The organism is Kitasatospora sp. NPDC057500 (assembly GCF_042802195.1).
Taxonomy (GTDB): domain Bacteria; phylum Actinomycetota; class Actinomycetes; order Streptomycetales; family Streptomycetaceae; genus Kitasatospora.
On sequence record NZ_JBHVER010000061.1, the window covers coordinates 13,853 to 38,239 of the forward strand.

Below are 24,387 nucleotides of genomic sequence, written 5' to 3' on the forward strand. Positions count from 1 at the left end.
GCCGGCGCGTCCCCCGGACGGCCCGCGGCGCCCCGCCCGGCATTCGGGCGGGGCGCCTTGCTCTGTCCGGGAACGGCCCGCCCGCCGCACCGCCGCCGAGGCCTGCGGGGTCCGGACGGCGCACCAACACACCTCCACGTGGTACTTGCCCGACATGCGCCCGCCTTGTGATGCTATGACCGGTTTTGCCGGACATGGCGAGGGCGGTGAACGAGACGCGACACCCGGTCCGCAGTTCCCACCGTTGTCGACTTTGGGAGGGGTGACGTGTCCGTGCGGACACCAGGGAGCGCACCGGACGACGAGGTGCTGGCCGCCGTGATCAGCCCGGCCGGCGAGCTCCGCCCGGACGGCCTGCGCGGTCCCGGCGGCCGCCCCGCCGTCGACGTCCGCACCCTCACCCGGGTGCTCTTCGAGCGGCTCGCCGAGCTGCCCCCCGGCACCCCCGAGCGCGAGCGGGTCCGGGCCGCGCTGATCGAGGTCAACATCCCGCTGGTCCGCTACGCCGCCACCCGGTTCCGCAGCCGCAGCGAGCCGATGGAGGACGTCGTCCAGGTCGGCACCATCGGCCTGATCAACGCCATCGACCGGTTCGACCCCGAGCGCGGCGTGCAGTTCCCCACCTACGCGCTGCCCACCATCCTCGGCGAGATCAAGCGCTACTTCCGGGACAACGTCCGCACCATGCACGTCCCGCGCCGGCTCCAGGAGCTGTGGGTGCAGGTCAGCGGCGCGATGGAGGAGCTGACCGTGGTGCACGGCCGGGCCCCCAAGGTGCCGGAGATCGCCGCCAGCCTGCGCATCCCCGAGGAGGACGTCCGGGCCTGCCTGGACGCCGGGCGGGCCTACAACGCCGCCTCGCTGGAGGCCGCCCAGGAGCACGAGGGCGGGCTGGCGCTGCTCGACCGGCTCGGCTACGAGGACTCCGCGCTGGCCGAGGTCGAGCACCGGGACATGGTCCGCCACCTGCTGGTGCAGCTGCCCGAGCGGGAGCGCCGGATCGTCATGCTGCGGTTCTTCGCCAACCTGACCCAGTCCCAGATCAGCACCGAGCTGGGGATGTCCCAGATGCACGTCTCGCGACTGCTGTCGCGGATCCTCACCAGGCTGCGGACCGGCAACTCCTGGGAGGACTGACCCCGCGGGCGGCCCCGTTACGGAGAGGTAGCGGCACGTCACCGCCGCGTGACATCTTGCGACCCTCGGGTTTGCCGGGGACCGTGAGCCGGTATGCAGGGTGGGAGGGGGCCGGACGCGGGCGCGGGAACGTTCCGAGGACGGCACCCGTTGGACCGTCAGTCACAAGGGGGTGGGTGCATGTCCTCGGATGTGGACACTGCGGAGATCCACGCTGCACCGGCCGGCGCCGCGGAGATCCCGCTCCAGCGCGCCGAGACCGCGCCGGACGCCGGGCTCGACACCCGGACGCTCTCCCGCTCCCTCTTCGGGCGGCTGGCCGCCCTCGACCCGGGCAGCGCCGAGCACACCTATGTGCGCGACACCCTCATCGAGCTCAACCTGCCGCTGGTCCGCTACGCCTCGGCGCGCTTCCGCAGCCGCAACGAGCCGATGGAGGACATCGTCCAGGTCGGCACGATCGGGCTGATCAAGGCGATCGACCGGTTCGACCCGGAGCGCGGGGTCGAGTTCCCGACCTTCGCGATGCCGACGGTGGTCGGCGAGATCAAGCGGTTCTTCCGGGACACCAGCTGGTCGGTGCGGGTTCCCCGGCGGCTCCAGGAGCTGCGGCTGGCGCTCACCAAGGCCGGCGACGAGCTCTCCCAGCGGCTCGACCGCTCCCCCACCGTGGCCGAGCTGGCCGCCTGCCTCGGCGTCAGCGAGGAGGACGTGGTGGAGGGCCTGGCGGTCGGCAACGCCTACACCGCCAGCTCGCTGGACTCCAGCCCGAGCGAGGAGGACGGCGAGGGCCCGCTGGCCGAACGGCTCGGTTACGAGGACCTCGCGCTGGAGGGCGTGGAGTACCGGGAGTCGCTCAAGCCCCTGCTGGCCAAGCTGCCGCCGCGCGAGCGCCGGATCATCATGCTGCGGTTCTTCGGCAATCTGACCCAGTCGCAGATCGGTGAGGAGATCGGCATCTCGCAGATGCACGTCTCCCGGCTGCTGACCAAGACCCTCACCCAGCTGCGCGAGGGCCTGACCGCCGAGGGGTGAGCCGGACGGGCCCCGGGCGCTGCGGCCGCGCGGCCGGGCCCGCCTCAGGGTGCCAGCAGATTGGCCCGCAGGCCCGCCAGGACGGCCCCGTCCAGGCCGAGGCCGTCGGACCAGAACGCGCCGAAGTCCGGCCAGCCGGTCTCGACCTCCTCGAAGGCCGCCTCCAGGTACCGGCGTTCGGCTCGGAACACCGGCAGCAGCAGCTCCGGTTCGAGCATCAGCCCGCCGGCGCGGAAGCCTTCGAGGACCGCCTCGACGACGACGGCGGAACGCTCGTTGGTGAGCAGATAATCCGTCACCACCGTCTCCCGGTCGACGCCGAGCGCGGTCAGCAGCACGGCCGCCGTCCAGCCGGTGCGGTCCTTTCCGGCCGAGCAGTGGAACAGCAGCGGCGCGCCGTCCGGATCGGCCAGCAGGCGCAGCACGGCGGCGAACCGTTCGCGGGCGATCCGATCGGTGACGAACCACCGGTAGAGGCCGGTCATCATGGCATCCGCGCGGCCGGCGCCGAGCAGGGTCCGCTGCTTGTCCGGATCACGGTCGGCGAGCGCCTCGCGCAACGTCGTATAGATGTCGAAGTCGGCGGCGAACACCGGCAACTGATGGAGGGACATACCGTCGGTGATCCGGTCCGGACCGGCCTCGCGCACCTCGTCCGGACTGCGCAGGTCGACGATCCGCCGCAGTCCCAGCCCGGCCAGCCGACCCAGGTCCTCGTCGGTGAGCCGGTTGAGGCCGTCGCTGCGCAGGGCGACGCCCGCCCGGAGCACCATCCCCTCGGCGGTCCGGTAACCACCCAGGTCGCGGGCATTGACGGCGCCGAACAGGCCCAGGCTGCGGGCAGTCTGAATTGCGGTGGTTTCGATCTGTTGCTCGGTCACTCGACGGCCTCCATTGGATATTCGGACGGTGACGTTGCACAACCCTGAGCGATATTGCATGAACCTGCCCACCAAAACGGCAGGATGTGCAAGAGTGTCACGGGCAACGCGGCCAGTGTAGGGTCCGGTTCGTCCGTCGGATCGCACGATGGGTGAGCATCGGTAACGCTAGGTTCCGGGTTTTAATTTTTAATTCATTATTTGCGCAGCCGGTACGGTTTCGGCCACAATCGGCGCCCTCATGGCCTGACCATGAACGTTGGTAACAGATTCGCTGCACTCCTGCCCATTCGGTCCGCCCTGCCGTGGAAGTTCGAGCAGGATGGGCGCCGGGGCAGCCTGCTGCCCGCGAACAGCTACAGGGCAGGTTGACGCCGGCAGCGGAGCGCCCTGCCCAGGGGAGGAAAGTCAACATGGGTCGAGCGACCCGGAGAGTTGCCGCCTGCGCGGCGGCCGTTCTGCTGGCCGGGGGCCTGCAGTCGTCCCTCGCGCACGCCACCACCACCACGCCCCGTATCGACCTCACGGTCCTGGTGCTCAGCGACGGCGGGCCGGCGACGGCCGCGATCGCCGCCGAGCTCAAGAGCCAGGGCACGCCGTACCGGCTCGTGGACCTCAACGACGCCAACCGGCCGGTGATCGACGCGGCCTTCCTCAGCGACACGTTGAACGGCCAGCCGCGCGGCAAGTACCAGGGCATCGTGCTGCCCAACGACAACCCGTTCGCGGCCGGCTCCGCCGAGATGACCGCGATCGCGGCGTACGAGGCGGCGTTCGGCGTCCGCCAGGTCGACGCGTACACCTACGCCCGTCCCGACGTCGGCCTGAACTGGGCGGTCAACCCGGGTTACATGGGCACCCTGGACGGCTTCCAGGGCCAGGTCACCACGGCCGGCCTGAGCGGCCCGTTCAACTACCTCAAGGGCAGCGTCCCGTTCGAGGACAACGACCCGGCGGTCCCGGAGAGCTACGGCTACCTGGCCACCCCGCTGGCCACCCTGCCGGCCGGTTCCAGCTTCACCCCGCTGGTCGAGGTGCCGATCCCGAACAGCACCGCCAAGGGCTCGCTGGTCGGCGAGTACCAGCACGCCGGCCGCAAGGAACTGGTCGTCACCTTCGTCTACAACCAGTACCAGCAGCAGTACCGCCTGCTGGCCCGCGGCATAGTCGACTGGATAACCCAGGGCGTCCACCTGGGCTACGACCGCAACTACTTCGCGGCCCACGTCGACGACGTCTTCCTCGCCGACGACCGCTGGGACACCGTGCTCAAGTGCACCCCCGGCGACGTCACCTGCCCGCCCGGGACCCCGGAGACCGCCAACCCGATCCGGATGGCGGTCGCCGACGCGCAGTACGCCAAGCAGTGGCAGCTCGACCACGACTTCACGCTGGACATGGTGTTCAACGGCGGTGGCAGCGAGGACTGGAAGTCCGACCACGAGACCACCAGCGACCCGGTGGTCGACCAGATGGTCGCCGACCAGACCAGCTACCGGTGGATCAACCACACCTTCACCCACCCGTACCTGGGCTGCCTCCAGAACGTCACGGTGGTCCCGTGGGTGTGCACCAAGACCACCTCGGGCAGCACCGTCTGGGTCGACCAGGCCACCATCAGCGCCCAGATCAAGGACAACCTGGACTGGGCGGCCGCCCGAGGCCTCCAGCTGGACAAGACCGAGCTGGTCACCGGCGAGCACTCCGGTCTGCTGACCGCCCCCCAGGAGACCAGCGACAACCCGTTCCTGGCGCCCGCACTGGCCGCCAACGGGGTCAAGTGGACCGCCAGCGACGCCTCCCGCGAGACCGGCCAGCGGGCCGTCGGCGCCGCGCTGACCGTGCCGCGCTACCCGATGAACATCTTCTACAACGCCGCCACGGCGAAGGAGGAGACGGACGAGTACAACTGGATCTACACCAGTGTGGCCAACGGCGGCAGCGGTGTCTGCGAGGTCAACGCCAACTCCACCTGCCTGCCGGCCCCGCTGGACGTCAACACCGGCTTCCAGTCGTACATCGTGCCGCTGGAGGCCCGGATCGACCTCGGCCACGTGCTGAGCAACGACCCGCGGCCGCACTTCATCCACCAGTCGAACCTGTCCGAGGACCGGATCGTCTACCCGGTGCTGGAGCGGATCCTCTCCACCTACCGGTCGCTGCACGCCGACAACGCCCCGGTCGTGAACATCGGTCAGAAGGAGACCGGCCAGGAGTTCCAGCGCCGGGCAGCCTGGAACGCCGCCATCGCCTCCGGCCAGGTCACGGCCTACCGCATCGGTGACACCGTCAGGGTGGACGCCCCGGCCGGCGTCCAGATCCAGGCCACCATGCCGACCGGCACCGTCCAGCAGCTCGCCATCGGCACCACCGGCTTCGGCACCGCCTACGCGGGCTCGCTCTCCGGCTGGGTCAAGCCCGGCCAGCTGCAGAGCGGCGTCCAGCTGACGCTGCCCGCCGCGGGCACCCCGGCCGCCCCGTCCGGCACCGGTCCGGCCGCCGCCGCCAAGTCCGTCCCGGCCCCGGCCCCGGCCGACGCCCTGGTCGTCCCGCAGGGCACCGTGGACGCCGTCCCGGTCGGCCCGGGCGACACCGACCGCACCGACGCGCCGACCCTGGTCCCCGGCAGCGGGGCCCCGGTGGCGGGCAAGGACGTCGTTGCTGGTACGACTTCCGGTACGGCGAACGCCGACGGGAAGGCGGCCGGCCACGGCGGCGTCCCGCAGCAGCACGGCAAGGCCTCCGGGGGGAAGGCCGAGCCCGCCAGGAAGACCGCCGGCCAGTCCGGCACCCGCTAGACAGGTGAACCCGGTGGCGGACCGCAGCGCGGCGGCCGCCACCGGCACCACCCGACCCGGCCGGATCGGTCGGGGGCTTGAGCAAGAACAGGAGGGGGGACACTGATGCGCGTCACCCTGCTCACCGAGGGGACGTACCCGCACCAGCACGGCGGCGTGAGTGTCTGGTGCGACCAGCTCGTGCAAGGCATGCCGGACGTCGACTTCGACATCATCGCCGTCACCGGAACCGGCCACGAACCGTTGGCCTGGGAACTGCCCGCCAATGTGCGGTCGGTGACCACCGCCCCGCTGTGGGGCCCGCCCTCGGAGGCGAAGGCGCCGCGCGGCAAGGAGATGCGCCGCTTCCTCAACGCCTACGAACGGTTCCTGCACTCCCTCCTGGACCCGGTGTACACCACCCACTTCGGCACCGAGCTGTACGGCTTCGCCGACCTCGCCCAACGCGGGCTGCTCAGCCCGGCCCTGCGCAGCGAGCGCGCCCTGCGCACCCTCCAGCACGTCTGGACCCGCGACTACCTGTCCACGGCGGTGTCCCGGCCCACCATGCACGACGCGCTGAACGCCACCGACCTGCTGGAGCACGCGCTGCGCCCGCTCGCGGTCGAGCCGCCGCGCGACGGCGTGGCGCACGCGGCGAGCGGCGGCCTGGCCACCCTTCCCGGGCTGATATCCGCTCAGCAGTTCGGCGTACCGTTTCTCCTCACCGAGCACGGCATCTACCTGCGCGAGCGCTACCTCGGCTACCGCACCGGCCCCTACCGCTGGCCGGTCAAGGCACTGCTGCTCGGCTTCTACCGGATGCTCGCCGAGGAGAGCTACCGGCGGGCCGCGCTGGTCACCCCCGGCAACCGGTACAACCGGCGCTGGGAGGAGCGCGGCGGCACCCCCTCCACGCACATCCGCACCGTCTACAACGGCGTCGACCCGGCGGCCTTCCCGCCCGCCGGGCCGGAGCCCGAGACCCCGACGCTCAGCTGGGCCGGCCGGGTCGACCCGATCAAGGACCTGGAGACGCTGATCCGCGCCTTCGCGATCGTGCGTCGCGAGATACCCGACGCCCGGCTGCGGCTGTTCGGCGGCACCCCCAAGGGCGGCGAGGCCTACCGCGAGGCCTGCGAGGCACTCGCCGCCGAACTCGGCACCGGCGACTCGGTGGTCTTCGAGGGCCGGGTCGCGGACATCACCGACGCCTACGCGGCCGGGAACGTGGTGATGCTCTCCTCGATCAGCGAGGGCTTCCCGTTCACCCTGATCGAGGCGATGTCCTGCGGCCGCGCCACCGTCTCGACCGACGTCGGCGGCGTGCGGGAGGCGGTCGGCGACACCGGCCTGGTCGTCCCCCCGCGCGAGCCCGAGCCGATGGCCGCGGCGGCGATCGAGCTGCTGCGCGACCCGGAGCGCCGGGCCCGGCTCGGCGAGCAGGCCCGGCTGCGGGTGATCGAGCAGTTCACGCTCCGCCAGAACATCGACGGCTTCCGCGGCATCTACACCGAGCTGCTGGGCACCGCCCGCTGGCTTCCCGAGGGCGTGGTCGCCGTCACCGACGGACCTCCGGACCCGGACTGGCGGCAACCGGCCGACCACGAGCGCAGCGAGGTGACGGCATGAGCGGGCCGCTGCGTCTCGTTCCGAACGAGGCAGACGAGACCGTCCAGCTGCGCGTCCTGCCGCTGAAGCGGCGCCGCCCGACGCTGCCCGCGCAGCGCCCCGGGCCGGGGACGGAGCAGCTCGAGCTCTCCCCCGACCCGCTGGACGAACTCGCCGAGCGGCTGCACGACATCTGCGCCGACGCCGTCCACCCCTACGAGATCGCGGCCTTCCTGGAGGCCGACGGCCTCTCCGACGAACAGGCCGGACTGCTGTACGGGCGCCCCGACGCCTTCACCGTCGCGGAGGAGCTGTTCGAGCGGGTCGAGCGCCGCTACCCGGGACCGAGCGCCGAGTTCGCCAACCCCTGGCGGGCCGACCCCTGGCGGTGCGTCGTGCGCGGCCTGGTGTTCGCCCTGCCCGGCCTCGGCTACCTGCTCGGCGCCAACCTGTTCGCCGCCGACCGGATGCGCTTCGGGCTGCCCTCGGGCATGCTCGCGCTGTCCGTCGCGACCCTGGCCAGCTGGTCGTGGAACCAGGCGCTGGCGCACCGCGCGTACGCCTGGCTCGGCCGCGGCCGGCGCCGGTCGGCCGCCGCCTGCCTGGCCGTCGGGGCACCGCTCGGCGCGCTGATGTCGGCCACCGCCGGATACGTGGTCGGCGGGCCGCTGGGCGCGCTCTGCTTCGCCGCCGGGCAGTCCGGCTACCTGGCGGCGGCGACCGTGCTGCTGGTGCTCGGCCGGGAGAAGTTCCTGCTGCTGGCGCTGGCGCCGTCGGCGGTCGGCGCGGGCGTGGTGCTCGCCGTCGACGTGCCGCAGGCCGTCCGCACCTCGGTGCTGCTGGCCTCGCTCGCCCTGGCCGTCGGGCTCGCCGCCCGGGAACTGCTGCGCTTCCGGCGCGTCGAGGCGGAGCCCGTCCCGCTGCGGCTGCCGCTGCACAAGGAGGTCCCGCACCTGCTGTTCGGGCTCGCGGTCGGCACCCTGACCATGATCGCCGGCCTCGGGGTGACGGTCCACCAGGCGGTGCGCACCGGCAGCGCCGAGGGTGCCTCGGCCAGCCCGACCGGGCCGGCCATGATCGCCCTGACGCTGAGCCTCGGCCTCGCCGAGTGGCTGCTCTTCCGCTACCGGGCGATGGCGGTGGCCGCGCTGCGCACCAGTCACACCCCGGTCGAGTTCGCCCGCCGCACCGGCGGCGTGCTGCTCGGCTGCCTCTTCATCTACCTCACCACCGTGGCCGCCCTCGACGCCGCCGCCACCGTGCTCTGGCCCGGCGCGCCCGCGCTGGGCGTCCCGGAGCTCGGCGCGCTGCTGCTGCTCGGCGGCTCGCTCTGGCTGGCGCTGCTGCTGAACGCCTTCGGGCTCAGTTGGAGCACCGCCCTCATCTGTCTGGCAGCCGCGGGCGCCGAGTGCGCCGGACTGCTGACCGGTACGGACCCGACCGTCCTGCAGCTGATCGGCTGCGGGGCCGCGGCCGCCGTCCTCACCGCCACCGCCGGGCCCGTGCTCGGCCGCACCACCAAGCACCGCTGACACCGGCACCGCTGAACAGCTGAACAGCGCACCACGGAACCAGCACCACCCCGTACCGGCCCGGCCGGCACCACCGTCGCACCACCCGGCCGGGCCCGCACGACACGTCCCCGGAAGACACAGGAAGCGATTCACCATGAGCAGCGTCGCCGTCACCGGAGCCGAGGGATTCATCGGCTCCCACCTCGTCGAGACCCTGGTCGCCGACGGCCACCAGGTCCGCGCGATGGTCCAGTACAACTCGTTCTCGTCGTTCGGCTGGCTGGAGACCCTCCCGAAGGAGGTGCTGGACTCCGTCGAGATCGTCCTCGGCGACGTCCGCGACCCCGGCTCCGTCAACGGCCTGGTCAAGGGCACCGAGGCGGTGTACCACCTGGCCGCCCTGATCGCGATCCCGTACTCCTACCGTGCCCCGCACTCGTACGTGGACACCAATGTCACCGGCACCCTGAACGTCCTGGAGGCCGTGCGCCACCTGGAGATCCCCCGCCTGGTGCACACCTCGACCAGCGAGACCTACGGCACCGCGCAGACCGTGCCGATCACCGAGGACCACCCGATCAACACCCAGTCCCCGTACGCCGCCTCCAAGGCCGGCGGGGACCGGCTGGCCGACAGCTACCACGCCAGCTTCGGGACCCCGGTGGTCACCCTGCGCCCGTTCAACACCTTCGGCCCGCGCCAGTCGATGCGCGCCGTCATCCCGACCGTGATCGCCCAGCTCGCCGCCGGGGAGACCGAGATCACCCTCGGCGACCTGCGCCCGACCCGCGACTTCATGTTCGTCAAGGACACCGCGCTGGCCTTCCGCACGGTCGGCACCGCCCCCGCCGGGACCGTGGTCGGCCGCACCTTCAACGCCGGCACCGGCGGCGAGATCTCGGTCGGCGACCTGGTCTCCCTGGTCGGCAAGCTGATGGGCGTCGACGTCGCCGTCAAGGAGGACGAGCAGCGCATCCGTCCGGCCAACTCCGAGGTCATGCGCCTGGTCGCGGACGCCACCCGGCTGCGCACCGCCACCGGCTGGGCCCCCGCGCACTCGCTGGAGGAGGGTCTGGAGCAGACCATCGCGTTCTTCCGCGACCCGGCCAACCTGGCCCGCTACAAGACCGACATCTACAACGTCTGACCCGACTCCGCCTTCCGTCCGCTCCCGGCACCCGAAGGCCCCTTGTCGAACCGACTTCCGTGGGGGAACCACCATGCACGCAGTGATCCTGGCCGGCGGTAAGGGCGTACGCCTGCGCCCGTACACCACCGCGCTTCCCAAGCCACTCGTCCCGATCGGCGACCAGCACGCGATCCTGGAGATCGTGATGCGCCAGCTCGCCGCCGCGGGCTTCCAGACCGTCACCCTGGCCATCGGCCACCTCGGCCACATCATCCGCGCCTACGTCGGCAACGGCTCCCAGTGGGGGCTGCGGGTCGGCTACGCGGTCGAGGACAGCCCGCTCGGCACCCTCGGCCCGCTGCTCACCATGCAGGACCGGCTGCCCGACAACTTCCTGGTGATGAACGGCGACGTCCTCACCGACCTGGACTTCGCCGGGGTGCTCAAGCACCACGAGGCGTCCGGGGCCCCGCTCACCATCGCGACCTACGCCCGCCAGGTGAAGATCGACTTCGGGGTGCTGACCGCCGAGGCCGGCACCATCACCGGGTTCCAGGAGAAGCCGAGCATCGACTACCGGGTCTCGATGGGCGTCTACGGCGTCTCCCGCGCCGCGCTCGCCAAGTACACCCCCGGCCTGCCGCTCGGCTTCGACGAGCTGGTGCTGGACCTGCTGGCCGCCCGGACGCCGCCGTCCGCCTACGAGTTCGACGGCTACTGGCTGGACATCGGCCGCCCGGACGACTACGACCGGGCCAACGCCGAGTTCGCGCTCAACCGCTCGCTGCTGCTCCCCGGCGAGCCGTCCGGTCCCGCCGCCGGCGAGGGCCTGTACGCCGTACCGAACGGCCAGGCGCTGCCGATCCCCGCCGCCAGAACCGCCCCCGAGGCCGCCGACGGGCAGCCTGCGGCCACGACGGCCTCGGTCCAGGCCGGCCCCGAGAACGACGGACGGGCCGCGTGAGGATCCTGCTGCTCGGCGCCGACGGCTTCCTCGGCCGGCACGCCGCCACCGCCCTGCGGGCACTGCCCGGAGCCACCGTGCTGACCGCCGGGCGGCGGCCCGACCACGACCTGCGGCTCGACCTGGCCACCGCCCAGGCCGGCCCGCTCGGCGAGGAGCTGGCCGCGCTGGCCCCGGACGCGGTGGTGAACCTCGCCGGCGCCGTCGCCGGCAGCGCCGTCACGCTCTCCGAGGTCAACGCCCGCGGACCGGCCGTGCTCTGCGAGGCGCTCGGCCAGGGCGCCCCGACGGCCCGGCTGGTGCACATCGGCTCGGCCGGCGAGTACGGCGTCTGCGCCCCCGGCGACTCGCTCGCCGAGGACGCCGACGCCCGCCCGGTCGGCGTCTACGGCGCCACCAAGCTGGCCGGCTCGCTCGCGGTGGCCGGCTCGCCGCTGGACGCCGTGGTGCTGCGGGTGTTCAACCCGGTCGGCCCGGGCGCCCCGGCCGGCTCGCTGCCCGGGCGGCTCGCCGCCGAGCTGCGCCGGGCGGCGCCCGAGGGCGCCGAGGGGGTGGTGCGGGTCGGGGACCTCTCGGCCCACCGCGACTTCGTCGACGCCCGGGACGTCGCCCGCGCGGTCGCGCTCGCCGTCACCGCCCGGGGCCCGCTGCCCCGGGTGCTCAACCTGGCCTCCGGACGGGCCCGGCCGGTCCGGGCGATCGCCGACGGCCTGGCCGCGGCGGCCGTCTTCGCCGGCCGGATCGACGAGAGCGGCGCCGGTTCCGAGCGCTCCGCGGCCGTCTCCTGGCAGCAGGCCGACGTGTCGGCCGCCGCCCGGGAGCTCGGCTGGCAGCCGGAGACCGGACTCGACGAGACGCTGCGCGACCTCTGGCTCTCCACCGAACCGCTGGTCACCGCATGACCGGGGGCAACCACCCCGACGGCCGCCTGCTGGTGCCGCTGTACGTCCACCCCGCGGTGGACCCGGCGGCCTGGCAGGCGGTCGCCGCCGCCGACCCCAAGCGCGTCGCCGCCGTCGTGCTCAACCTCGCCGACGGGCCGGGCGAGCCCGACCACGTCTTCACCGAGGCCGCCGAGAACCTCCGCAAGGCCGGCCTGCCGCTGCTCGGCTACGCCGACACCGACTACGGCCGGCGGCCGCACGCCGCCGTGGTGAACGACATCCTGACCTACCGTCAGCGCCACGGGATCTCCGGCGTCTACCTCGACCAGGTGTCGGCCGCGCCCGGCGCGCTGCCGCACTACCGGCGCCTGGCCACCGCGGCCCGGGCCGCCGGCTGCGCCACCGTGGTGTTCGGCCACGGCGACCACCCGGACCCCGGGTACGCCGAGGTCGGCCTGGCCGACCTGCTGGTCACCTTCGAGGGCGACTGGACGGCCTACCAGGAGCTGGCCCTGCCGCTGTGGACCGGTCGGCACGCCGCCGCCCGGTTCTGCCACCTGGTCTACGACGTGCCCGCCGAACTCGCCGGTGAGGCAGCCGCGTTGATCGCCGCCCGGCGGGCCGGTGTCGGCTGCGCGGTACCGGGCGCCGGGGAGAACCCCTGGCGCACCCTGCCGCACCAGCTGACCGCCGGCCGCCCGCTCACCGAACCCATTTGACCCGATCCGGAGTCCGTGCCCCGTGACCCGCCGTACCCGGCCCGTGTGGGCCGCCCTCGCCCTCGCCACCGCCACCGCGCTGCTGGCGACGTCGTGCAGCAGCTCCGGCCCGGACGGCGAGGACGACGCCTCGGCCGACGCCACCGCCGCCCCGCCCCCCGCGGCCACCGCCGCTCCCGTCCCGGGCGACCCGACCACGCCGGCCACCCCGGCGGTCCCGGTCACCCCGGACGCGCCGACCACTCCGGCCACCCCGGACGCCTCCGCCCCGCCCGGCGGCCCGGCCTCGCCGACCGCACCCGGCCGCCCGTCGACCCCGGCCCCCGGCACCCCCGGCACCCCCGCGGTCCCGGGAACCCCGGCCGCCCCGGGAACCCCGGGAACGCCCAACACCCCCGGCACACCCGGCACTCCGGGAACCCCCGGCAAGCCCGGCCCCGTCGGCGCCCGCTGGCAGCCCACCCCCGGCCTCGCCTGGCAGTGGCAACTCGGCGGCGGCGTCGACCAGTCCGTCGACGTCCCCGTCTACGACATCGACGGCTTCGAGACCGACGCCTCCGTGGTCGCCGCCCTGCACGCCAAGGGCCGCAAGGTGATCTGCTACATCAACGCGGGCTCCTGGGAGGACTTCCGGCCCGACTCCGCCGCCTTCGCCAAGGCCCTCCAGGGCTCGGGCAACGGCTGGAAGGGCGAGAAGTGGTTCGACATCCGCAAGCTCGACCAGCTGCGGCCCCTGATGGCGGCCCGCTTCGACATGTGCCGGCAGAAGGGCTTCGACGCCGTCGAGCCCGACACCATCGAGGCCTACAACCAGAACAGCGGCTTCCCGCTGACCGCGGACGACCAGCTGCGCTACAACCGCATGCTCGCCGAACTCGCCCATGAGCGCGGCCTGGCGATCGGCCTGAAGAACGACCTGGAGCAGGTCCCGGCACTGCTGGACGACTTCGACTTCGCGGTGAACGAGGAGTGCGCGCAGTTCGACGAGTGCGCCCGCCTCTCCCCCTTCATCCAGGCGGGCAAGGCGGTGTTCCACGTCGAGTACGAGCTGGGCACCGAGAAGTTCTGCGCCCGCACCAAGGCGCTGGGCTTCAGCTCGATGCAGAAGAAACTCGAACTGGACGCCTGGCGCAAGCCCTGCTGAGGAGGCGGGGCCCGGCACCCGAGGGCTGCCGGGCCGCCAGGCATTCCTCCGCGTGGACTACTTGACGGCCAGCCAGATGACGGCGCCCAGCACCAGGAGGACGGCCACGGCGATGCCCGCGATCAGGCCGGTGCGGCTGCCGCTGTTGCCGCCGTAGGTGTTGACGGAGCCCGGCGCCTGGGGTGCCGGGGTCTCCTCGACGAAGGCCCGGAACATCTGGGTGCTGCCGGCGGGGTCGTACTCGTTGTCAGCCATGGCACGGACTCTAACGAATCCGCGGACCGCCCCGACACCCGGACTCCGCGCTACGGGCGTGCGACGGGTGTGTGAAGTCCGCCTCGTTCTCGGAATGACCCCCGGGCCGATCGGGTTGACTCGGACCATGACCGATTCCCGCAGCGACGCCCCCCGTTACGTGCAGCTCGGCGCCTCCGAGCTCGCGGTGTTCCCGCTCTCCCTCGGCGGCAACGTCTTCGGCTGGACCGCCGACGAGGCCGAGTCCTTCGCCGTCCTCGACGCCTACGCCGCGGCCGGCGGCAACTTCGTCGACACCGCCGACGCCTACTCCTGCTGGGTGCCGGGCAACACCGGCGGCGAGTCCGAGGCCATCATCGGGAAGTGGCTGCGCAGCCGCGGAAACCGGGACTCCGTCGTCGTCGCCACCAAGGTCGGTCTGCACCCCGAGGCCCGCGGGCTGGGCGCGGCCAACATCAAGGCCTCCGCCGAGGGCTCGCTGCGCCGCCTGGGCGTCGACCACATCGACCTGTACTACACCCACCAGGACGACGACACCCCGGTGGAGGAGTTCGTCACCGCCCTGGACGCGCTGGTGCGCGAGGGCAAGGTGCGCGCCGTCGCCGCCTCCAACATCGGCGCCGACCGGCTCGCCGAGGCGCTCGCCTTCGCCGGGCGCGAGGGGCTGACCGCGTACACCGCCGTCCAGCCGCACTACAACCTGGTCTCCCGCGGCACCTTCGAGGGCCCGCTGGCCGACGTGGTCGCCGCGCACGGCCTCGCCACCGTGCCGTACTACGCGCTGGCCTCCGGCTTCCTCACCGGCAAGTACCGCCCGGGCGGCGCCGAGGTGGCCAGCGCCCGCGCCGAGGGCGCCGGCCGCTACCTGGACGACCCGCGCGGCCCCAAGGTGCTGGAGGCGCTCGACACGGTGGCCGCCGAGCAGGGCGTCGAGCCCGCCACCGTCGCCCTGGCCTGGCTCGCCGCCCGGCCGACGGTCGCCGCCCCGATCGCCAGCGCCCGCACCGTCGACCAGCTCCCGCCGCTGCTGGCCGCCGCCGCGCTGGAGCTCACCCCGGCGCAGACCGCCCTGCTGGACGACGCCTCCGCCTGAGCCCCGGCCGCGCGCGAACGCAGGGGCGCGCCGCCCACGGGCCGTGGACGGCGCGCCCCTTCCGCATTGCCCGGCAGACCCTAGGGCCGGCCGAAGTGGGTCGGGTAGAAGCCGCTGCTGATGGTGGAGACCCGGACCGTCTTGCCCGGCCGGGGCGCCTCGACGAACTTGTTGCCGCCCAGGTAGATCCCCACGTGGTGGATGCCCGAGGCCCGGCCGCTGTCCGACCAGAACAGCAGGTCGCCGCGGCGCAGCTGGCCCGCGGTGATCGGCGTGGTCGCCGCGTACTGGTCGTCGGCCACCCGCGGCAGGCTGATGCCCGCCCGCTTGTAGGCCTGCTGCACCAGGCCCGAGCAGTCGTAGCCCGAGGGGCCGTTGCCGCCCCACACGTACGGCTTGCCCTGCTGGGCGAGCGCGTACTCGATCGCCGACTCCAGCCGGCCCGCGGACGGCGCCGGATCCGGGGCGGGCGTGGTGGTGGTGCCGGCCGACGAGGCCGACCCGCCGCCACCGGACTGGCCGGTGCGGCTCAGGTAGACGTCGTAGTGGCTGGTGTAGCGCCACTCGCCGCTGCTGTTCTTGAACCAGTACTTCGAGCCGTCCCAACCCTGCCGCATCCCACCGGAGGCCGCCGCCGAGCCGTTGGAGCCGGCGCTCTGCGCGGAGGAGGAGCCGGAGCCGCCGCCCACCGCCTTGGTGTAGACGCCGTAGTGGCTGGTGTACCGCCACTCGCCCTGGGCGTTCTTGAACCAGTACTTCGAGCCGTCCCAGCCCTGCTTGCCCGGGGCTGCGTGCGCGGCCCCGGCGCCGGCGGTCAGTCCGACCACCCCGGCGCCGGCCAGCACGGTGGTGGCCAGGCAGGTATTTCGCACCGCCCGGTGTATTCGTCCCCCGCCGGACGGCTCCGCCGGGCGGGCGGTGCGCGGCCGGGCCACACAGTTCGGGCAGGCGCAGCCCGTGATCGCCGGGATGCTGCCGAGGCTCTCCTCGAAACCGATCAGCGCCGCGTCGTCCGCGTCCGCGAACGCCGGGGCGGCGTCCGTGCCGGTGGCTATCCTCATGCCGGTCGTCCTTCCTTCCGCCCGGCCCGGGCGGCCGGGGGCGGTACCGAGGCGGCCACTCCGGCCGGGGCGACGAAGGCGACCAGCAGCTGCTCCATCAGCGCGGTCCGGGCGGCCTCGTCCAGCTCGTGCGCGGTCGCTCGCTCCAGCCGGCGCACGGCGAGCGCCGCCGCCTCGACCGCGTCGTCCACCAGCACCGTGCGCAGGCCCGCGTCGAGGTCGGCCAGTCGGCGGCGGCGCATCGACTCGGCCACCTCCGGTGCGTAGTCCAGGGCCAGCGGCTGGGCCGAGTAGACCTCCAGGCCGGCCGGCGCGACCTCGGCGGCCAGTGCCCGGGTCAGCTCGTCGGCGAACCACTGACCGTCGCGCAGCGCGGGCCCGGGAGCCGCGTTGCTGTCGCACGGCAGCGTGGAGGCGGTCCGGGTGAGCACCGCCTGGACCTGCTCGCGCAGGTAACTCTCGTGGTCCTCGATCGCCAGCACCGCGCGGGCGGTGTCCTTGACCCGCCAGACGATCAGCAACCGGACGACGATCGGTGTCCCGGTGCGGTCGACGACCTTGACCGGCTCGCTGCGCCAGTGCCGCAGCCGGACGTCCACCCGGCGGCGGCGCAGCAGCGGGTTGACCCAGACCAGGCCGGTGCGGCGGACGGTGCCCCGGTAGCGGCCCCAGCGGGTGAGCACCCGGGTCTCGCCGCCCGCGTTGGCCAGCAGGCCGGCGAGCGAGAGGACGACGACCAGCCCGGCGGCGCCCACGGCGGCCACCGAGCGGGCGGTCACCTCGGCCTCGCCGCCGGCCCGGGCGGCGTCCGTGCGCAGGTCGGGCAGCGCGTCCCAGTACGGGATGACGCCGTCGCGCACCAGCACCAGCAGGACGGCGGCCGTGCCGACCAGCAGTCCGACCAGGGCGACCCAGCCGGGCAGTGCGGAGGCGGTCCGCTCACGGAGCGTCTGATCGGCGCGCGGGGGCCGGCGCGAGGTGGCGGCGGCCGCCGCCCCGGGCGGGGCGGGCTCCGGCTCTTCCACCACCGGGAGCGTCGAGGTCACCGGCGGCGCCGGATCCACCGTCTCCAGCGGATCGCGCAGGTCGACGGGGGTGCCGACGGACGGGCCCGGGACCACCGCGATCGGGGTGGTGGCGGGTCCGTTGTCAGCCGGCTTGGCGGGCCTGGGCGTCCTCGCGACGTTGGCCGACGGGCTGGAACCCACGGCGGAACGTTCCGGCAGCGCCGGGGGGAACGACTTGGGCAGGTGGTCGGGTCGCTGCGAAGAATCGCGGGTGACGTCCATGCACGGATCCTCAGGTTCAGTGTGTCGCGCAACGGGCGGCCCGGATCTGACGGGCAGTGCCAGAGCCCAGGCTAAGTTCATACGTCATCAAATGCGACATTTGAACCAGTGCGTGTCGACATTTACTGACGAATCATCCGTAGCCAGGACCTGACGCGCAGGCACATGAGCGGACAAAGGGGACGGCGGTTCAGCGCCGCCGGGGGCCGGATCCCCGGGTGATCACCCGGCGGGTGACCAGCCCGATGCCGGTGAGCACCAGCAGGACCCCGGCGAGCGCGCCGCGCCAGCCGTCCGACCGGTGCCGGTCGGAGGCCGTCGGTGACGGCGCCTCCTCCGCGTCGGCGGTGCCGGTGGTGGGAGCGGTGGCGGCGGCCTGGGCCGCCTGCCGCGGCCCGCTCGGCGGCGGCGCGGCCGGCGCCCGGTCCGGGGTGGCGGCGGGGGTGGCGTGCGGGGTGACGGGCGGGGTGGAGGTCCGGGCGGGAGCGGGGGCGACGGCGGGGCTCCGCGCCGGGGACGGCGCCGTGCCCGGGGTCACGGTCGGCGTCGGGGTCGGGGTCGGCGTCGGCGTCGGGGTCGGAGTGGTGGACGGGGTCGGGGTCGGAGTCGCCGCACCGGACACCGTGGGCGTGGGCGAGGGTGTCGTCGGTCTGCTCACCACCCCGGCGACCGGTGGCACGACGACCGGCAGCAGCCCGGACGGGGTGGGACCGGGCACGGCAGCGGGAGCGGAGGCGGCCGGGGGCCCGGCCGTCGGGACCGACGGAACGGCGGGAGCGGGTACGGCCCCGCTCCCGGGCGGAACGGGAGCGCTCGCGGACGGGGATCCCGGGGTGGCGGCCGAGGGCCGCGGCACCGTCGGAGCGGCGCTCGCCGGGGACGGCACGGCCACCGAGGGCGCGGGCACGGTGGGCGTGCCGGTGGCACGCGTCGCCGTGGCGGTGGGGGTGGCTGTGGGCGTCGCCGTGGCGGTGGGGGTGGCCGCCCGGGTGGGCGTGGCCGCCGGAGTGGGCGTCGCGGCCGCCGGCCCGGTGGGCGTGGGCGCCGGAACCGCCGTCGGCGCCGCGACCGGCCCCACCGCCTGCCCGGACGCCGCCACCCGGACCGCCACCGCCTCCGCCTCCGTCCTGTTCCCGGCCTGGTCGGCCGCCGTGACGACCAGCCACTGCTCCCCGTCCGTCAGGTCCCGGTTGGCCGTGCACGTCCAGCTCCCGTCGACGGCCGCCGTCGCACCGCAGGCGGTGATCCGCGCGGCCCCGCCGCCACCGCGCCCCGGACCGGCGGTGACCAGCACCTGCGCCCCCGGCTCGGCCCTCCCCGCCAGCCGGGGCCGGGCGGACCGGACGGTCTCCCCGGCGGCCGGCGCGGTGAGCACCGGGCGCTCCGGCGGCACGGTGTCGACCACCAACTCGGCCGGCCGCCCCGCGGCGCGGTTCCCGGCGAGGTCGGCGGCGGCCGGGGTGAGCCGGTGCCGCCCGTCCGCCAGGTTCTCCACCGGCAGGCAGGACCAGCCGCCGTCGGCCCCGACGGCGGTGCTGCACAGGTCGGCCTCCGGGCCGCCGGGCGGCAGGTCGGTGACGACGACGGTGCCGCCCGGCTCGCCGGTGCCGGCCAGCCGGATGCCGGGGTCGTTGGTGAACCCGGGCAGGGTGAGCGCGGGGGTGCCCGGTGCCGCGGTCCGCACGGTGATCCGGACCGGCTCGCCGCCCGGCGCCGTACCGGCGACGGTGGCCGGCACCGGGGTGAGGGTGTGCGGGCCGTCGGCGAGCGCCGCGTCCGGGCGGCAGGACCAGTCGCCGCCCCGGGCGGACCGGGCGCGGCAGAGCACGGTGTGGCCCTCGCGGACCTCGACGGTCGCTCCGGCCCTCGCCCCGCCGCCGGAGATCCGGGGACGGCTCTCGACGAGCGTGCTGCCGTCCACCGGCTGGGAGATCTCCGGGCGGGCGGCTCCGACGGTGAGCCGGATCCGCTGGTCCAGGACCTGTCCGGAGTCGGCGGAGCCGTCGGCCGGCACCACCTGGGCGGGGTGCCGGCCGATCCGCAGCCGGGCCCAGGTCCCGCCGGAGGAGGCGTTGGCGGGGACGGTCCACTCCAGGGTGGCGCTGCCTCCGCCCGGGGCGACCTCGGTCTGCACCCGCTCGGCCGGGTCGAAGCGGCCGTTGCGGTCGAAGTCGACCCAGCCGGCCAGGGTGGCGGGTGCGCCGCCGGCGGCGACGGGCACGGTGAGCCGGTAGCCCTGGCCGACCGCCGCCTCCTCGGGGTAGCCGAGGGCCCGGTCGGTGCCCCGGCTGTCGGCGTCGCCGCCCAACCGGAGGTCGGAACGCAGGTGGGAAGCACTGCCGTAGCTCTGCGGGGCGGTCCCGGAGCCGGAATTCCCGGTGGCCGTTCCGGCAGGTCCGACGGGGCCCGGTCCGGGATTGCGGACCGCCCGGGGGAATGCCGCCCGGAACGTTCCGACGGCCTGCGGGGAAGTACCCTCGGACGCATTTCCCCCGGCGATCCGGAAAGTCCGCCCGGGGCCCCCGTCCGCATCCAGGATGCCGGAACGATCACTTCCGGAAAGGTCGGCGAATTCACCGGATCCGCCGGTGACGGCCCCGCCGGCCGCCGCGGCGAAGTCCGGCCCGCCGGCGGACGGCGCGTTCCAGCCGGTCAGCAGCCCGGCCGCCAGAACGGCGGCGACACCCGCCGCAGCCGGGAACTGTCGGCTCATCCGGCTCTCCTTCGCATCGGCTGCCGGACGGCCTGGATGGCCGGGCAGGCTGGACACAGGACTGGACACAAGATCAGACAAAACGGAATCACGATCCCGGGCCGGCCATGCCGCGACACTTGCACCATTGGCCGCATGACACCCGATTGGCGGCCCTCCGACCGGCAGGACGGGATGTACCCGAAAGAACTGCATTTCATCCATTAAGCGGGGTATCACGGGGTATCGCGACGAGTCCCGGTGAAACCGGCCGCGCACCCACGTCTGGAATCCGACCATTCACCGGTGAACTCTGTTCGAATTGCCGGAGCGCTCAGTCAAGTCGGGGCCCGTGACCATCAACCCCGTTCTCATCAAGAGCAGTTTCGCGTTGGTCGAACCGCACGGCACCGGCGTCGCCGGGTACTTCTACGAGCACCTCTTCGAACACCACCCCGAGGTCCGCGGCCGGTTCGCCGAGCACGTCGACGAGCAGCGGGACCGGCTCTGGGCGGCGCTCGGCACGCTGGTCGCGAACCTCGACGACACCGGGTGGTCGACGACGCCGTGCCCGGCGAGGCGCTGCGCCTCGGGCCCCCGCTCGGCGACGCCGTACTCGACCCGCACTCGCGGCGCCCGCTGCTGGCGGTGGCCGGTGGCACCGGCTGGGGACGGACCCGCGCCCTGCTGGAGGAGGCCTGCGCCCGGATCCCCGAACGGGAGGTCACCCTGCTGCTCGCCGCCCGCTCGGACGACGAGCAGTACGACCTGGCGACCGTGGAGCGCCTGCTCGCCCTGCACCCCCGGTTACGGGCGCTGCTGGCCGGGCTGGGCGCCGAGCCGGACCGGATCCGGCACGACCCGGTGCCGGCGACCTTCGACCGGACCCGGCCGCTGACCTCCTCGGAGTGGTTCCTGGAACCCCGGGACGTCCCCTGGATCAACCGGACCGAGCTGGGCTGGGCCTCCGGGCGGCCCCCGGAGGCGAACCGGGGCGAACCCCGGAAACGCGGAAACCCCCGGCCGGGGCCGGGGGTTTCCCTGTGGTGCGCTCAGCAGGATTCGAACCTGCAACCTCTTGATCCGTAGTCAAGTGCTCTATCCGTTGAGCTATGAGCGCAAGTTCCGGGCGGACCCGGTCTTGCGGGGTTTGGTGCGCTCAGCAGGATTCGAACCTGCAACCTCTTGATCCGTAGTCAAGTGCTCTATCCGTTGAGCTATGAGCGCTCGCCCTGGCGAACGTTCCTCCGGGGCGGTGCGGGGACAACATTACATGACCTGCGGCGCGGGACGAAATCGATTGATCCGGGCACCCCGGGCGCCCGGGCCCGCGCCTCCCCGACAGCTCCCCGGCACCTCCTCGGCGCCCCCGTCGGGCCTCCCCGGACATGCGAAGAGCCCCGCCGACGAGATCGTCGACGGGGCTCCCGGCTGGCGGAGGCTGAGGGATTTGAACCCTCGATCAGGAATAACCCCGAAACCGCATTAGCAGTGCGGCGCCATAGACCGGACTAGGCGAAGCCTCCTCCACACGGATCAAGCCCGCGTGCGCGGACTCGTTCCCTGTGCCTGTGATGATGCCACAACCCGGGGGCCCGGCACCAACCGCCGACCACGTTACTAGGCGGGTCGTCCCCGCCGCAAAGAAGAATGAGATACTGCCCTCTCCGGAGAGAGCTGCCCTGAGCCGAGGAGACCTGTCGACGTGAGCAGCAGGCCGATCCGAGGCGCTGCTCGCCTCGCCGCCATACTCGACGCCCTGCCCGACGCGCTGTTGCTGGTGAACAGCAACGGCACCGTCGTCGATGCCAACAACGCGGCCGTCCAGGCGCTACAGGCACCCGGCACCTCGCTGGTCGGCATGGGCGTGCTCGACCTGCTCCCGGAGTTCGACCCCAGCCGGATCCCCGGCTCGATGCGGCCCGCCGCCCGCGAGGACGAGGCTCTCGACCGCCCGGTCCGGATGACCGCCCGGCGCACCGACGGCACCACCTTCCCCGTCGAGGTCTCCGGCAACGACTTCGACGACGACGGTTCCGGCGCCGGAACCGGCTCGGGCTCCGGCTACGCGCCCCCGACGCCCTACGACCCGTACCGCGAGGGCTCCCGCTCCTCCGACCTGCTCCTGCTGCTGGTCCGCGACCTGACCGGCCGGCTCGGCGTCGAGGCGGAGCTGCGCCGCCAGCACAAGCAGACCGAGATGATCCTGCGGGCCGCCGCCGAGGGCGTGCTCGGCGTGGACCTCGAAGGCCGCTGCGTGCTGGTCAACCCGGCCGCCGCGCACATCCTGGAGTACCGGGCCAGCGAGCTGGGCGGCCGCGAGCTGCACCCGCTGATCCAGCACTCCCGGGCCGACGGCACCCCGCTGGCGCTGGAGGAGTCCGCGCTGCTGGACACCCTGACCTCCGGGCGCAAGCACCGGGTGCGCGGCACCGTGCTGTGGCGCAAGGACGGCCGTCCGGTCACCGTCGACCTCACCACCGCCCCGGTCCGGGACGGCGACCAGCTGGTCGGCGCCGTGATGACCTTCACCGACCGCAGCCGCGAGCTGGCGCTGGTCGCCCGCAACGAGCACCTCACCGCCGTCCTGGAGAGCGAGCTGGGCGGCGCCCTGACGGCGTTGCACCGGCGGATCGACGCGCTCGCCGCCGACCCGGCCGGGCAGCTCTGGCCGGAGGCCAACTGGACCCTGCGCCGGCTGGCCGACGAGTGCCGCCGGTACGGCAAGCTGATCGAGGGCGTGCTGGCCCACCAGCGCTCCGAGGCCGGCGAGGGCGCCGGCTCCGGCGCCGACGGCAAGGGCGCGGACGGCAAGGCTGCGGACGGCAAGGGCACCGACGGCAGGGCCGGACGGAAGGCCGCCAAGCCGGTCGCCCTGGACAAGGTGGTCCGCCGGGCCGTCGAGCACGCGGGCGAGCTGGTCGGCCCCGGCCGGGTGCGGTTCTCCGTGCACGCCGCCGCCGTCGAGGTGATCGCCGACGAGCAGCGGCTCGCCCAGGCGCTGGCCCACCTGGTCGCCGACGTCAGCGGCATCGGCCTGGCGCTGGACGACGCCGCCCCCGAACCGCCCTCCCCCGGGCTCGCCGCCCCCGGCACGCCGCTCGCCCTGCCGCCGGCCGGCGGCGACGTGCCGGCCGTGGTGCTCGCGGCCGCCCAGCGCGGCGAGGTCGCCCGGGTGGAGATCCGCGGCCCCGGCCGCGGCGGCAGCCCCGTCCACCTGCCGATAGCCCGCGCGGTGGTCGAGCGCCACGGCGGGGTGCTCCAGCCGCACGAACTGCCGGGGCGCGCCGGCACCACGTACGTCGTCGAGCTGCCGCTGGACCCGGCCGCCGCCAAGGCCGCGGCCGAGCGGGCGGCCGCCGAGGGCCGGTCGGACCGGCCGAAGGAGAGCGACAGCGCCGTCCTGCCCGACCTGCCGGGCATCCCGCAGCTGCCGAGCGCCGCCCCCGACGAGGAGCCGGCCGCCGCCGAGGACGCCGCTCCCGCCGGTGCTCCGGCGGATGACGCCGCGGAGGGTGCGCCGAACGGTTCCGCGGCCGCCGACCCGGCGCCGGCCGGCGGTGCGCCGGGCGAGGCACCGGCCGCCGAGCAGCGGCGCGGACGCCGCGGCCGGCCGGCCGTCGAGCAGCCGCCCGCCGCCCCCGAGCAGCCCGGCCCCGACGGGACCGCGCCCGCCCCCGCGGCCGGCACCGCCCCGGAGGTGCCCGCCGACCAGTGGCCCAACGCCCCCGCCCGGATCGAACGGGCCGTCCCCGAGCAGTGGAACGGCACCGGCAACGACCCCGCGTACGGACGCCAGGGCCTGGGCGGCCCGAGCGGCCCGCAGAACGACCCCTGGGGCAAGGACGACGGCCGTTCCGGCACCGCCTACGCCGTCCCGGTCGACGGCGCGCGCCGGGCCGCCGACGGCGAGGGCGGCGGACGCGGTCCGCTCGCGCTCGGCCCCGGCGGCGGCGAGTCCGCGCCGGACGCCCCGACCGGGCCCGAGGGCGCCGACGCCGAACCCCGGCCGTCCCGGCGCCGCCGCGCGCTGCCCGGCGCCGAGGACTCCTCGGGCGGCTTCGCGCTGCCCGGCGTCACCGACACCCCCGTCTACCCGGGGCTGGAGCACGCCCTGCCGGCCGGTCCGGCGCCCGCTCCGCCCGAGCCCGCCGCGCCCACGCCGACCGGGCGGCGGCGCCGGCTGGCCGTCCCGCCCGGGC

Annotated in this window: 16 protein-coding genes, 3 tRNA genes and 1 pseudogene; 12 read left to right on the forward strand and 8 right to left on the reverse strand. The window is 74.3% G+C overall.

The features are described from left to right. The first annotated feature begins 267 nt into the window (after window positions 1-267). Both ACFU74_RS15805 and ACFU74_RS15810 read left to right on the forward strand, forming a co-directional pair. On the forward strand, window positions 268-1,137 hold the full coding sequence (locus tag ACFU74_RS15805) for an RNA polymerase sigma factor SigF (protein ID WP_344331809.1): 870 nt from the start codon (window positions 268-270) through the stop codon (window positions 1,135-1,137). A 180-nt stretch (window positions 1,138-1,317) separates the two neighbouring features. After that, window positions 1,318-2,172: an RNA polymerase sigma factor SigF gene (locus ACFU74_RS15810; protein WP_380756784.1), complete on the forward strand. Its 855-nt coding sequence runs from the start codon at window positions 1,318-1,320 to the stop codon at window positions 2,170-2,172. A gap of 44 nt (window positions 2,173-2,216) precedes the next feature. On the opposite strand, the gene ACFU74_RS15815 is transcribed toward ACFU74_RS15810, so the two are convergent. After that, window positions 2,217-3,053 carry a tyrosine-protein phosphatase gene (locus ACFU74_RS15815; protein WP_380756786.1) on the reverse strand — a complete coding sequence of 279 codons (837 nt, stop codon included), beginning with the start codon at window positions 3,051-3,053 and terminating at the stop codon, window positions 2,217-2,219. Between the two features lie 413 nt (window positions 3,054-3,466). On the opposite strand from ACFU74_RS15815, the gene ACFU74_RS15820 reads away from it, so the two are divergent. From ACFU74_RS15820 to ACFU74_RS15855, 8 genes and pseudogenes are all read left to right on the forward strand, one after another. After that, complete coding sequence (locus tag ACFU74_RS15820) at window positions 3,467-5,851, forward strand: hypothetical protein (RefSeq protein WP_380756788.1); 2,385 nt, start codon at window positions 3,467-3,469, stop codon at window positions 5,849-5,851. A 105-nt stretch (window positions 5,852-5,956) separates the two neighbouring features. Beyond that, on the forward strand, window positions 5,957-7,462 hold the full coding sequence (gene pelF, locus ACFU74_RS15825; protein ID WP_380756790.1) for a GT4 family glycosyltransferase PelF: 1,506 nt from the start codon (window positions 5,957-5,959) through the stop codon (window positions 7,460-7,462). Continuing rightward, complete coding sequence (locus tag ACFU74_RS15830) at window positions 7,459-8,973, forward strand: hypothetical protein (protein WP_380756792.1); 1,515 nt, start codon at window positions 7,459-7,461, stop codon at window positions 8,971-8,973. The genes pelF and ACFU74_RS15830 overlap by 4 nt, the downstream gene beginning before the upstream one ends. Before the next feature lie 136 nt (window positions 8,974-9,109). Continuing rightward, complete coding sequence (locus ACFU74_RS15835) at window positions 9,110-10,102, forward strand: SDR family NAD(P)-dependent oxidoreductase (RefSeq protein ID WP_380756794.1); 993 nt, start codon at window positions 9,110-9,112, stop codon at window positions 10,100-10,102. A gap of 73 nt (window positions 10,103-10,175) precedes the next feature. Then, window positions 10,176-10,883 (forward strand): annotated as a pseudogene (locus ACFU74_RS15840) (NDP-sugar synthase); the annotation flags it as partial. 161 nt (window positions 10,884-11,044) lie between these two features. Next, window positions 11,045-11,950, forward strand: a complete 906-nt coding sequence (locus tag ACFU74_RS15845) for an NAD-dependent epimerase/dehydratase family protein (protein WP_380756796.1) — start codon at window positions 11,045-11,047, stop codon at window positions 11,948-11,950. Next, window positions 11,947-12,651: a spherulation-specific family 4 protein gene (locus tag ACFU74_RS15850; protein WP_380756798.1), complete on the forward strand. Its 705-nt coding sequence runs from the start codon at window positions 11,947-11,949 to the stop codon at window positions 12,649-12,651. The genes ACFU74_RS15845 and ACFU74_RS15850 overlap by 4 nt, the downstream gene beginning before the upstream one ends. Window positions 12,652-12,673: 22 nt before the next feature. Continuing rightward, complete coding sequence (locus ACFU74_RS15855) at window positions 12,674-13,795, forward strand: endo alpha-1,4 polygalactosaminidase (protein WP_380756800.1); 1,122 nt, start codon at window positions 12,674-12,676, stop codon at window positions 13,793-13,795. A gap of 57 nt (window positions 13,796-13,852) precedes the next feature. On the opposite strand, the gene ACFU74_RS15860 is transcribed toward ACFU74_RS15855, so the two are convergent. Next, window positions 13,853-14,050 (reverse strand): hypothetical protein, encoded by a 198-nt coding sequence (locus ACFU74_RS15860; protein WP_380756802.1) that lies wholly within the window; start codon window positions 14,048-14,050, stop codon window positions 13,853-13,855. Window positions 14,051-14,177: 127 nt separating this feature from the next. On the opposite strand from ACFU74_RS15860, the gene ACFU74_RS15865 reads away from it, so the two are divergent. Continuing rightward, on the forward strand, window positions 14,178-15,143 hold the full coding sequence (locus ACFU74_RS15865) for an aldo/keto reductase (protein ID WP_380756804.1): 966 nt from the start codon (window positions 14,178-14,180) through the stop codon (window positions 15,141-15,143). Window positions 15,144-15,223: 80 nt separating this feature from the next. Here the strand turns inward: ACFU74_RS15865 and ACFU74_RS15870 are convergent, their stop codons facing one another. From ACFU74_RS15870 to ACFU74_RS15895, 6 genes are all read right to left on the reverse strand, one after another. After that, the gene (locus ACFU74_RS15870; RefSeq protein ID WP_380756806.1) at window positions 15,224-16,204 is read right to left on the reverse strand and encodes a C40 family peptidase; all 981 of its coding nucleotides are present in this window, start codon (window positions 16,202-16,204) and stop codon (window positions 15,224-15,226) included. Beyond that, window positions 16,201-17,493: an SPFH domain-containing protein gene (locus ACFU74_RS15875; protein ID WP_380756809.1), complete on the reverse strand. Its 1,293-nt coding sequence runs from the start codon at window positions 17,491-17,493 to the stop codon at window positions 16,201-16,203. The genes ACFU74_RS15870 and ACFU74_RS15875 overlap by 4 nt, the downstream gene beginning before the upstream one ends. Before the next feature lie 190 nt (window positions 17,494-17,683). After that, window positions 17,684-20,206 (reverse strand): Ig-like domain-containing protein, encoded by a 2,523-nt coding sequence (locus ACFU74_RS15880; protein ID WP_380756811.1) that lies wholly within the window; start codon window positions 20,204-20,206, stop codon window positions 17,684-17,686. Window positions 20,207-21,229: 1,023 nt separating this feature from the next. Next, window positions 21,230-21,305 (reverse strand) — tRNA-Arg (locus ACFU74_RS15885). Window positions 21,306-21,336: 31 nt separating this feature from the next. Then, window positions 21,337-21,412 (reverse strand) — tRNA-Arg (locus tag ACFU74_RS15890). Window positions 21,413-21,617: 205 nt separating this feature from the next. Beyond that, window positions 21,618-21,711: transfer RNA gene (locus ACFU74_RS15895), tRNA-Ser, on the reverse strand. A 179-nt stretch (window positions 21,712-21,890) separates the two neighbouring features. On the opposite strand from ACFU74_RS15895, the gene ACFU74_RS15900 reads away from it, so the two are divergent. Further along, the coding region (locus ACFU74_RS15900; RefSeq protein WP_380756813.1) for a PAS domain-containing protein at window positions 21,891-24,387 on the forward strand (2,497 nt) is incomplete at its 3' end.